This is a genomic window from Clostridium sp., from assembly GCF_016650035.1.
In the GTDB taxonomy this organism is placed as follows: domain Bacteria; phylum Bacillota; class Clostridia; order Clostridiales; family Clostridiaceae; genus Clostridium_AD.
Genome location: NZ_JAENWM010000010.1, coordinates 1 through 11,761, shown reverse-complemented (window position 1 = coordinate 11,761; position 11,761 = coordinate 1). Strand labels below are relative to the sequence as shown.

11 protein-coding genes are annotated in these 11,761 nt (G+C 31.1%); 2 read left to right on the top strand and 9 right to left on the bottom strand.

Translation table 11 applies throughout. The features are described from left to right. Nucleotides 1–280: 280 nt before the first annotated feature. The 6 genes from JJD95_RS03890 to JJD95_RS03865 form a co-directional block, all read right to left on the bottom strand. The gene (locus JJD95_RS03890) at nt 281–1,039 is read right to left on the bottom strand and encodes an NERD domain-containing protein (protein WP_291640559.1); all 759 of its coding nucleotides are present in this window, start codon (nt 1,037–1,039) and stop codon (nt 281–283) included. A gap of 15 nt (nt 1,040–1,054) precedes the next feature. Then, nucleotides 1,055–2,323, bottom strand: coding sequence for a PD-(D/E)XK nuclease family protein (locus JJD95_RS03885; protein ID WP_291640557.1), 1,269 nt, complete (start codon nt 2,321–2,323; stop codon nt 1,055–1,057). A gap of 350 nt (nt 2,324–2,673) precedes the next feature. Beyond that, the gene (locus tag JJD95_RS03880; protein WP_291640555.1) at nt 2,674–3,684 is read right to left on the bottom strand and encodes a virulence RhuM family protein; all 1,011 of its coding nucleotides are present in this window, start codon (nt 3,682–3,684) and stop codon (nt 2,674–2,676) included. A gap of 281 nt (nt 3,685–3,965) precedes the next feature. Then, nucleotides 3,966–4,313, bottom strand: coding sequence for a hypothetical protein (locus JJD95_RS03875; RefSeq protein ID WP_291640553.1), 348 nt, complete (start codon nt 4,311–4,313; stop codon nt 3,966–3,968). A gap of 1,135 nt (nt 4,314–5,448) precedes the next feature. Further along, nucleotides 5,449–5,661, bottom strand: a complete 213-nt coding sequence (locus JJD95_RS03870) for a cell wall-binding repeat-containing protein (protein ID WP_291640552.1) — start codon at nt 5,659–5,661, stop codon at nt 5,449–5,451. Between the two features lie 74 nt (nt 5,662–5,735). Next, nucleotides 5,736–7,718, bottom strand: a complete 1,983-nt coding sequence (locus tag JJD95_RS03865) for an FAD-dependent oxidoreductase (RefSeq protein WP_291640550.1) — start codon at nt 7,716–7,718, stop codon at nt 5,736–5,738. Nucleotides 7,719–7,853: 135 nt separating this feature from the next. On the opposite strand from JJD95_RS03865, the gene JJD95_RS03860 reads away from it, so the two are divergent. Then, nucleotides 7,854–8,459, top strand: a complete 606-nt coding sequence (locus JJD95_RS03860; RefSeq protein ID WP_291640547.1) for a TetR/AcrR family transcriptional regulator — start codon at nt 7,854–7,856, stop codon at nt 8,457–8,459. 320 nt (nt 8,460–8,779) lie between these two features. Here JJD95_RS03860 and JJD95_RS03855 read toward each other — a convergent pair whose 3' ends face one another. Then, complete coding sequence (locus JJD95_RS03855) at nt 8,780–9,007, bottom strand: hypothetical protein (RefSeq protein ID WP_291640545.1); 228 nt, start codon at nt 9,005–9,007, stop codon at nt 8,780–8,782. 31 nt (nt 9,008–9,038) lie between these two features. On the opposite strand from JJD95_RS03855, the gene JJD95_RS03850 reads away from it, so the two are divergent. Further along, entirely contained in the window at nt 9,039–9,914 is an 876-nt protein-coding gene (locus tag JJD95_RS03850) for a transposase (protein WP_291640543.1), read from the top strand. Between the two features lie 207 nt (nt 9,915–10,121). On the opposite strand, the gene JJD95_RS03845 is transcribed toward JJD95_RS03850, so the two are convergent. After that, entirely contained in the window at nt 10,122–10,880 is a 759-nt protein-coding gene (locus tag JJD95_RS03845) for a hypothetical protein (RefSeq protein WP_291640541.1), read from the bottom strand. Continuing rightward, nucleotides 10,861–11,406 carry an RNA polymerase sigma factor gene (locus JJD95_RS03840; protein WP_291640539.1) on the bottom strand — a complete coding sequence of 182 codons (546 nt, stop codon included), beginning with the start codon at nt 11,404–11,406 and terminating at the stop codon, nt 10,861–10,863. The genes JJD95_RS03845 and JJD95_RS03840 overlap by 20 nt, the downstream gene beginning before the upstream one ends. Nucleotides 11,407–11,761 lie beyond the last annotated feature (355 nt).

Genomic DNA, 11,761 nt, shown 5'->3' with positions numbered 1-11,761 from the left:
TTGTAAATAAGTACTAATCCATTATTAAAATCAAATAAAGAAAGCCTACCTCATAAATTCCTCTATAAAAGAAACTTTTTTCTAGCAAGTGGGTCACATTGAGAACCACTAAAGTAACTGTTAGCAAACACAACTTGTCCACTGCGTTACAAATTTCTGTAACGCGGTCGAATCTGCCTCCTAAAAAAAGTAATCAAAGTGTGCCTAAAGTGTAATATTGAAAATTCTTAGGCGCAACCTCCATTTCAAATGTCAAAAGCTCAATCAACAAATTCTCCTGTTATTTTTCAATAAACCTACACTTAGGAAAATTACTGCACCCTTTAAATTTACCAAACTTACCATATCTTAAAATTAAGTTTCCTCCACATTTAGGACAGATATCACTATTAACTTTAATTTGTTTTTCATCTAATGTCCTGTGAATTGCTTTTACATGAGTTTTTCTAGTTTCTTTACTATCAACATTTAAAGAAAGTAATTTTATATATATTTTCTCTTTAACTAAATCACTTATATTCTCAGCATTATATTTTTTAATTGTCTTAGCCAGATTGATGGTATACACAACATCTGTTTTAGATGTTACTTTTAACTCTGCCCTTGTTGTAAAAGCTACTATTGAAATATAATTTACACCTCCAAATTCCTTCAAAATCTCTTTCAATGATTGTATATGTCCATAATTCTGTTTTATTGGATTATAAAGTTTTTCTTTCCGTTTATAAATTACTTGCTTCCAATTATCATCAAATTCATCACCAATAATCCAACCCTTGTAATTCTTAGTTTCTATAACAAAAATACCATAATTAGATACTATTACATGATCTATTTGTGTTGTTTTATTTCCCACTTGCAACATAATATTGTTGATTACCTTATACCTTGTTTTATCAAGACCTGATAAGCTAAAAGCAACTAACTTTTCACCAAGAAATCCTTTAATTTTAGGCATGAAAACCTCTAATACACCAGCTGCAATAACTAATATCCATAAGTACCAAAACTTCGTTAACATTTCAAATAATATTTCCATCCACTCTCACTTCTTTCATCCTCTATTATTTAATAATCCTTTTAACTTACTTGAGTTATTTATGGCTTTAAATATATCAAGAACCTCATTTCCAATAGATTCAACTGACTTATCCATATAACCTTTATCCACCAATTTATAAATGTAGCTATCTTGAAAATTCAAGTCATATTCTAAGTATCTATATTTAATACTTCCTGACTTATCAAAGCCTAGTGATATAATTATTTTAAGTATCTCTTCATCATACTCTTCATATGAAATATAATTTCCCTCAGTATCTACAATCGAAAGAGAAGCATAAATACGAGTATCATGCCTAGCATTAGCTATTAATAAACGAACTTCTAACTTTTTATAATAGCCTATAAAATAATCAATAAAGTACTCTCCATCTTTACTTTTCCTAGCCGTGACTATATCATCAATTGAAGCCATTTTATTTGTTGGAAAATTTTCATACCCAACAAATTCATACCCCCAATCCTGAATATATTTGTCACACTTCTCATATAAATTGTACCAAAAATTAAATTCTACCTCGGCCTTTGCATATGGAATTGCCTTTGTTACTTCATCTATAATTTCAAGGTTACCATCCTTTAGTAAAAAGTCTTTAATATCCATTGCTATTCCTCCATCAACTTGGTTTGTAATTTTCTTTACTAATTTGCTATACTGCCTTAAAGATTCTCTTATACTAGTGAGAAAAGGAGTATTATAAGATCTTATACAAGCATCTAACCAGTGCAATATATCACTTGCAAAAGATATACGAGTGTATTCTATATCCTCATCTGACCCAGTACTATACTTACTTGCATCAGTTCCAAAGAGCGTCAAATAGTAAATCTTATATTCTTTGCAAGTTCGCTTGCCATAATCAGAATATCTTTTTACCTGCTCCTCTTGTTCTCCAGCATCAATTTTCATTTCAATTATAATTAACTTTTCTTTATTCTCAATTACTAAATCTACTCTGCCTAATTCTTTAATATTTCTTTCTCTATCTACAAATACATTTTTAAAATTAAAGTCCTCAATTTTTAGCACTATTTCTATAAATAACTTCAAATATTCATATCCCTGATAATGACTCCCCTTAGGGTTTAACAATTCATATATAAAAGCAGAATGTGTTCTTACTTCTAATCTCTCCATATTTAGTATTGAAAATATATTAAACTTTTCTCCAGTTTGCTTTAATAATTCTTCATTCTTGTTATATATCACCTTTAACTGATTAATACTATTTTTTATATTTGATAGTCTCAAATCATCCATAAATATACTCCTTTAATTATTTAAGTATCCACAAACTATATTTCTACATTAATTCCCAATTACCTCTATATAGTGTAACATTTATGTCAGCAAATACTAATTTGTGTTTAAATCTAATATAGAAAAAAGCCTACCCCATAGATTTCTCTATAAAATAAGCTTTTCTTGTTACATATATCTTATTTTTAATTGCAATAGCAACAAAATTTAAAAATTCATTTCCAATTTTTGAAAGGTGCCTGTGAGATACTTATAGTTTAACTCTGCCTATTTAGTTAATTGCTTAAATTATAAGATTAATTAGTTTATACCCTAAAACTCCTAATAAATTGTATATAATTTCTTGCAAATTATTTTTCACCTTTTAAATATTTCTCCATTTCTAAATCGAAATCAGATATATATCTTTCATCTTGTTTAACCCTAAATTTCCCATATTCGCTAGTCGCCTTTTTCACTGCATTTTCATGACTGATTTGCCCTGTTCCATGTAAAATTTTTCTACGATTGTTTTGAAGGAACCTATTTGTTTCATCAACCCAATCTTGCATACTCATTACAATTTCATCCTCAGATTGCATTTCAGCATAATCAATAAACATAGTAACAATTCTATTCATCTTAGATAATTCTTTTTCATTTAGATAATTCTTTGCGATTACAATATCACGCTTTAATATTTTACCATCAGGAGAGTTCTTCCAATTAGTTAATCCCATTGTAGGAAGTTCACAGTTTACTCTCTCAGTAATAAGTTCTGCTGCTGTTTTCCCAGTAATAGCATAATGTAATTTATTTTGAACAAAAGCATAAAAAGTCTTAGTCGCACTACTACTATTATTATAGTCATAACTGCACTGTTCAAAAATATCTGCAATTTTCTGATAAGCTCTGCGCTCGCTAGCTCTAATCTCTCTTATTTTTTCTAATAATTCATCAAAGTAATCTTTACCAAAGGATTTTCCATTTTTCATTAAATCATCATTTATTGCAAACCCTTTAATAATATAATCTTTTAAAGTTTGTGTTGACCATTTTCTAAATTTAGTTGCCTCCTTAGAATTTACTCGATATCCTACTGCTATTATCGCATCTAAATTATAATGGACTACTTCTCTTTTCACATCCCTATTTCCTTCCTTTTGAACTACCGAGATTTTCACGGTAGTTGAATCTCTATCTAATTCCTCTTCTTCAAAAATATTTTTTAAATGTAATCCAATGTTATCCGTTGATGTATTAAAAAGTTCTGCAATTGTTCTTTGTGTTGCCCAAAAAGTTTCATCTATAAAAATTACATTAACACTTATTTTCCCATCATCTGACGAATATAAAACTATTTTGCTTTCCATTATATCCATATTTATCCACACCACCTCATCTTGCTAATCCATATAAATATATGTTTTTCATTGATTCGTTCACTCTTACTAATCGCTGTGAATAATTATTTACACAATCACTGACTGCATAAATTAAGATTTCACAAAATCATTTCCTTACCTATCATTTTAATCTATCCACCAATTTATTTCAAATCTATTTCCGCTAAAAAGCGCACACCTATATTGATATATTTCCCCATACTGGGTGGCTCGAATTGCCATTATTAATGTCGGCGTTCTCGGGACCAAGTCCACAACTATTCGCCAGCCTTATTAAGGGTATTAAATATTTTTGTAGGAAATAGTTTACTTAATTCCGCATTGCCTGCCAACGCAGCCCTTGCAATATTACGAATAAACACATCCGCATCATGGTCATCAAAGCCTTTTTCCAAAACTAAGTATCGATATAATTCTCGACAAGGAAACAGCATAAACTTCTCATTAAAAAAGGCATTCATTGCTTCCTCTTTATCAACATTACATACCTTCATCAATACCCGCAGAATTTCATCATCTTTGACCTTTGCTTCATATAAAGCTGCAGTCACAAGCTTTATATCATTATTTCTAATCTGACATTCTTCTAACGAGCCTATATACATGTATATTTTCTCCTTCTTCAATGTCTATAATTCTTCATGGTACATGATTGTTCATAATTACAATAGGATTGCTTTTAATTCATCGCTCATCAATTCCTACCTTTTTTCCATGAACTCCTCAAAATAAGCTAATTCATAAGAAACATCAGAAGGCAGATATTTAACATTATCACTATTCACCGGAATCTTAAACTAGCCCACTAAAGGCATAGCATTTTTACTTTCGTTTTCTTGACCTTCAAACAATTGAAGATTTGCGAGAGTATTTCTTCTACGACGCCATTCAACTTTTCTGTCAACATCAATTAGCAAACAGAACTTGTCCACTGCGTTACCAATTTCTGTAACGGGGTCGTGTCAGCAACATAAAAAAAGGAAATTGATTAGAACCATGCACCACTAAAGTTAGCAACACAGCTTGTCCGTTTCACTTCAAATCCGTATAAGGGATCAGACCCTTGTCAAACACTGGTATAAAGTAAAACCTGCCCACTTGCGTTCCCAAATTTTACTACGGGATCGTACCAACCATAGCCATCAAGCTAAGGATTGAAATATAATCCAAATGATGATGGCTATCATTATTTTATAAATGGAATTTGTGATATGGACAAAAATAGAATTTTTTCAAAATAATTAATAAATATTGTGAATTTTAGGTACAGTGAATAAACCTACAATTAATCTTGCATATTATTTACATATATTTAAATAACATCAAGTTTTGACTTACCATTTTTACCAATTCATCTTCTGTTATTTCAATGTCCTTTAGTATTAATGCTAGTGTTTTTCTACCTTTTCGTTTGCATTTCAAACCTAATTTTCTTATTAAATCCCCCTAAAATTGTTGATTCTCCTAAAGTAAGAAAGAAACATAAAAATATATAAAAGAGGTGAACATATGTATACCTGTAATCATTGCAAGTTCATAAAATACTATAAATGTTTATTACTTGTTGCTATCCGTATTTTTTCTGTTTGGCTTTTAAAATGCCTATGTACCTCTTTGAAGGCTTTGGCAATACCAGTTCTTTTTTATTGATGTCGACAACAGTATATTTTACTTTGGTTTTGAGTATATTAATGAATATCTGTTCGGTATCTTTCATAGATGATGGATAATTACCATTGGTTACTCTCCAATTCCTAATGCACGTGAAGAACTAGTTACTGGTGATTTTACTTGTTTTATATATTCTTTTGATATTTCTATTGCAGTTTCAAACCTAGTATTTCCTCCTAATCTTGTTATTACAAGATTTCTATTAGCATATACATTAATTGTCGGTATCAAAATAGAAACTGTTGATACTAATGCTAAGATTTCGACGAAAAAACTACTCAAATATATAGTCTTCTATATATTTGAGTAGTTCCCATTAATGGCTGTAGCCAAGTTTTTTTGTTTCTATTTATTATCTAGATACTTCTTCCGAGTTCATAACCACTCCAAATTGCGTTCATAACATTACTAACTTTTCTAGAATCTCCTATGTTATAAAGTACCTTTTCACCATCATTAAGACTATTGTACAATTCATTCTTTTGACGGTAACCCACAGCAGTAATAACAGTATCAGCTGAAATTTGGGATTGTCCTTCTGCGTTACTTATAACTACTGAATTTTTATTTACTTTTTCTACTTTTGTATTTTTATAAACATCTACATTGTGAAATGCTAGAAGCTCAACTAACATTGAATAATTCATCATAGGCATTCCATGAGGTCCACCTAAAACATCACTTTGCATCTCAACAACACTTACCTTCTTGCCCATCTGTGCTAACCATAAGGCAGCTTCACAGCCTACAAGTCCTCCACCAACAACAACTATTTCATTGCCTGCTTTGGATACATCTAATAACACATCATTTGCAGTATATACATTGTTTTCGCTTCCAAAATTAATGCTAATTGGAGATGAACCTGTTGCAACTACAATTACTTCGGCATCAAAATTTTCAACATATGCTTTATCTACTGGTGTATTCTTTATAACCTTTATACTAAGTTTTTCTAACTGGTATTCGTACCACTTAATTAATTCTCTGTCATCAGTTTTGAAATCTGGAACAGAACCTGGAATAATATTTCCACCTAGTTTACTGGATTTTTCAACTATAGTTACTTTATGACCACGAATTGTAGCTGCACGTGCACATTCCATACCTGCAAGTCCACCACCGATTACTAATACTTTCTTTGGTGAATCAGTGCTATCTAGCCCATATTTTGCTTCTCTTCCGCAAGCGGGATTAACTGCGCAGGACAATGGAGACCCTGTGGCAATTCTTCCCATGCATCCATCGTGGCAAGAAAGACAAGGACGAATATCTTTAAAATTGCCTGTACGAATTTTCTCTGGAAGATAAGGATCTGCAAGAAGTGGTCGTCCATATGATACTATATCGCAACAACCATTAAGTGCATCCATTGCAATATCAGGATCATCTAATCTACCTGCAAGTATAACAGGCACATCAACTACCTTTTTCACAGCTCTTCCAAATTCACGATACATTCCCTTTTCGAAGTACATTGGTGGGTGATTCCAGTACCATGAATCATAAGTTCCTGCATCAACATTTAGAATATCATACCCAGCTTCTACTAAAATCTTTGCAGCTTCTAAACCTTCTTCTAAATCTTTTCCTTTTTCCTGGGCTTCTTCTCCTGGTAATATACCCTGACGAAGAGCTTTTATAAAGGATTTTACACTAAAACGCAAAGATACTGGAAAATCTTCACCACATGCTTTTTTCACACCTTTTACAATATCCGTTGCGATCTTTAATCTTGCCCTTAAATCTCCGCCGTACTCATCAGTACGTTTATTGAAAAAGCTTATTGCAAATTGATCAAGTAAGTAACCTTCATGTACTGCATGGATTTCAACACCATCAAAGCCGCCTTTTTTAGCAATTGAAGCAGATTTTATAAAATTATTAACTAAAACTTGAATTTCTTCAGTTGTCATTTCCTTATGAATTATACTTGGATCAAAACGATTCTCATTAATAGATGGGGCTATGTGTTTTTTCACAAGTCCTGGAATTGCAGAACGACCTAAACCACCTGTAAGCTGTAAAATTATTTTAGAATCATAAGCATGAATTCTTTCAATCATAGATGCTACAGAACTACAAAATAATGCAGGTTTGTATGTTGGACATGGCATTATCAACTCTTCCACTTCATTGTAATCTACGTTACAGATACCAGTAATAATTAACCCCGTACCGCCTTTAGCACGTTCTACATAATAGTTTTGCGCATTTTCATTAAACCCACCATTTGGGTCAGAATAAAAAACTAAACCCATTGGCGCCATGGAAATTCTATTTTTTAATTTCAGCTTGCCTATTGTCATTGGTTCAAAAAGTTTTTGATATTTATTCACAAAAATTCCTCCTTCATATTTAACAGAATCAGTTCGATGAATTGATTCTGTTAAAATCTTAACACTTAAATTTATAAAAATCAAATTTATTTTAGTATGATATAATAATACTTAGTAAAAAAAAGGAATGATATTGTGAAAGAAATTACAAACCGAAAAAAACAAGCGATTGAGACAAAAGAAAAAATATATAATATTTCAATCCAATTAATCAAAGAATATGGATATGATAATGTTAAAATAACTACTATTTGTGAAAAAGCAGGTGTTTCTGTTGGCAACTTTTATCACCATTTCAAAAATAAAGCTGAGATCATTATTGAGCTTTATTCAATATGTGATATTTATTTTTCAGAAACCGTACTCCCAACTTCATTAAAAAAATCGAATTCTTATTACAATAAAATTATAGATTATATTGCTTCGCAAATGCAGTATGGACTTGATATTGGAATTGATTGTTCCACACAATTATATAAGGCACAAATAACAGATGGTAACAAATTCTTTTTATCTATGGAAAGAGGATTACCTAATGGTCTTTGTTATTTAATTCAATGTGCACAATCAAATGGTGAGCTTGAAAGTAATATTTCTTCTATTGATTTAGCCAAGGAAATATTGATTATTTCAAGAGGAATACTCTATAATTGGTGTGTCTGTGAAGGAGAGTCTGATATTATTTATGAATCAAAACGTATGTTATCTAATTATCTAATATATTATAAAACTAAAAAATAATAATTGTGGATTGTTTCTTTTAATCAATATCCAAGATATAAAAAAGATCATATCCAACTTGCTCTAACTTTTTTCCTTGAATATGCAAATCCTGAAAACTTTTTTTATAATGGTAATGTGTTTTTGAAGAGAGCTTCCCACAAGAAGGACATCTAACTTCTTCACGGTTAGATACTACATTTTCTGGTTTTCACCTATAATTTTAATGTACTTGGGGTACGGCAACGATTTGGGTAAGTAGACGGTAATCTTCACAGATACCGCCCCTTTCAGAACCGGACGTGCCCAATTTAGGCATCCGGCTCCCCATATGAACCTCTTTACACATAAGCAGGATTTAGATTAACTAAAGATTTTGGTTTAGGGTTTTCTAAAGGATAATGTTTTAAAAGTTTACTCATTTTATCCCAGTTTAAGCTAGTTCGCTGACTTCTCTTTTGAAGCCAATAGAGCATACTTTTTACAATTTGCCTTTTATATTTCACTAGATTATTCCAATTATCACTAACACCGTAATAATTATAATGACCTCTTAGTTTTAGATTCACCTTTTTCCATATTGTGTAAGGGGTCAGACCCTTGTCAAAAGCTGGAACAGTTTTTGTTGCTTTTGAGACTAAATTAAATGAATATACCGAGTTTGAGGAAACGTTAGAGGAAAATGAAATTAACGAACTTAATCTTACAGATCCAGATGCTAAAACAGTTAAATTTGGTGCCCATCAGGGAACTGATATTGGCTATAATATTCAAGCAGCAGTAGATTCAAAAAATAAGTTAATAGCTGGATTCGATGTTACTAACAACTCAGCGGATCAAGGTGAATTATATAATACAGCAATTATAGCAATGAGAAAATTAAATGTTGAAAACATTGAAATTTTAGCAGACAAAGGATATTTTGAAGTAGATGATTTAAAAAAATGCGAAGAAAATAATATCACTTGTTATGTTTCTAAGCCTAGGTATTCTAATAGCACTGGAGATTCTATTTATTTTAATGATAAATTTATATATAATCTACAAGACAATACTTATAGATGCCCTGAAGGTGAGATTTTAGTGTGCATAACTAAGAAAAAGGGTGCAAAACAAAGAAATTATGCTAATCATAAGGCTTGCGCCAATTGTACCTGCAAGGATAAATGTACAACAGCTAAAGCTGGAAGAATACTAACAAGAAAAACAGAAGAAGACATTGTTGATATTGTTAATAAAAGGACCAAAGAAAACAAGGCTAAATACAGTCAAAGGCAAGCAATTATTGAGCATGTATTTGGCACATTAAAAAGAGGTATGAACTTCGACTATTTACTTTTAAGAGGATTCAAAAAAGTGATTGGTGAAGTCAGTATAGCCTTTTTTAACTACAATTTGAAAAGAGCCATAAATATCCTAGGTGTTCAAAATTTTCTAGGATATTTAGTCAATCCCAATATTATGAAAACAGCCTAAGATAGGTGCTTTTTTTGCTTTAAATTAAGACGATTAATTGAAATAAAATTTGAAGCTTGTAGCATAATTCTGGACTATGTTAAAAAGATAGTTCTCGCACAGCCTGCCGGGGGTCGTGAACAAAGTGTGAACGACATAATATTGAAAAGTCAAATTCCAGACAAGAAATGTAAAAACATCTTGACTGGAATTTTTATTTAGCTAATTTTACTGCTCACTTATTATCTTAAAGTCCTTAAGCATATTATCTAATCTTACGCCGTGTCCTTCAAAAGCTTCAAGAAATAATTGTTGCTTGATTACAAAGGTTCCTCCTTTAGTATTATCAACTAAATAGTATTTTACAATTTGACTGTTCCACTCTGAGCCGCTATTTGCATATATCAATATACCTTTTACAGGATTATTTACAGTTCCGTTATTATAAACCTTACCATATTTTTCCGTAAGTTCTTTCTGAAGTTCTGAAGCTATGATTTCTGGTTTTTTATCCTTTATCTGCTGAATTTCCATAAATACTTCGGGTGCATTTTCAGCTTTAGTATTTGCCGTGATTTTGTCTATTCCTTCTAAATGTTGCATTGTATATATTTCTTCATCAACATAAATAATGTATTTCATTGGGCTTTCCTCTAGAGACACATTGCTCTGCTGCTGGGTACCTTCTAGTTGTTGTGTTATTGACTTATTGGGAACAAACAAATCTTTAATTTTGCCTACTGCCGCTTGACCAAGCTGCGTATTTAAGGATAAGATAATGGCCACTGCTGCTGCCATGCTACCATATTTAGTGATTATAGATATCCTACTTTTCTTTGGCTTCATATTTTCCTCCTTCAGTGCATCTAAATTTAATTCTCTTTGAATGTTATTCCATACCATGTCTTTTAAATCAGTAACTTCCTCTGTATTTTCAAGAAGTGCATCGCTTATTTTTTTATCTTCTCTAAGATCCATAATTTTCATTACCTCCTTCAAGCATTTCTATCACATTCTTAAGCTTCTGTCTGCCTTTAAAGAGTCTAGACTTTATTGTATTTACATTGATGCCTAAGATTTCTGCTATTTCAGTTTCTTTGAAGCCTTTTAAGTATTTTAAAATTATTGGGATTCTATTATTATCATTAAGGGTCTCAATTGCCTTATACAAGTTTTCATACTTTTCAAATTTATAATCATTTTCCATAGATATCTGTAGATTGTCTTCTATTAGATCATCTATAGGGACTGAGTTTGAAGTCTTACCAAGGATTCTATTACATTCATTGATTAGAATTGTATATAGCCAAGGTTCAAAAGGCTTATCTATGTCAAAGCTATTTATATTTTTATAGATTCTTATAAAGGATTCCTGCACAGCGTCTGCAGCACTCATTTTGTTTCTTGTAGTAGCCATGGCAACTCTCAATGCGAAGTTTGCATATTTGTTATATAACTCTGCAAAGGCATCAGTGTCTCCATTTCGAATATCTTGAAGCAACTTTTTATCCAATTTAACAACTCCTATCTCAAACATAATTTATCCGGATTAATTAATGCTTACATAAGTATATACCCCGTGAATACAAAAAAAGTTTTCTTATTTTATATTTTTTTTAATATGCCCCCCGAAAATTAGCAACAGAGCTTGTCCGTTTCACTTCCAATCTCTGTAAGAGGTCAGACCCCATAGCCGTCAAGCTAGTAGAACCAATTAATGTAATTGAGATTCGCTAGCTTTTTTATTTATTTTTAAAAAACAAGCTAATTATTACATATATAGGATAATTTTACACTCTTTGTTTTTTGTTTTAGCCTTAAATATTATAAAATTAGTATACAAATAATATAGTTACTAATGAAAGGAT

What these genes read in the sequence shown, in the direction of transcription:
- JJD95_RS03890 (WP_291640559.1), bottom strand. Translation starts at nt 1,039, where the DNA reads ATGGAAATATTATTTGAAATGTTAACGAAGTTTTGGTACTTATGGATA.
- JJD95_RS03875 (WP_291640553.1), bottom strand. Translation starts at nt 4,313, where the DNA reads ATGTATATAGGCTCGTTAGAAGAATGTCAGATTAGAAATAATGATATA.
- JJD95_RS03885 (WP_291640557.1), bottom strand. Translation starts at nt 2,323, where the DNA reads ATGGATGATTTGAGACTATCAAATATAAAAAATAGTATTAATCAGTTA.
- JJD95_RS03845 (WP_291640541.1), bottom strand. Translation starts at nt 10,880, where the DNA reads ATGAAAATTATGGATCTTAGAGAAGATAAAAAAATAAGCGATGCACTT.
- JJD95_RS03880 (WP_291640555.1), bottom strand. Translation starts at nt 3,684, where the DNA reads ATGGATATAATGGAAAGCAAAATAGTTTTATATTCGTCAGATGATGGG.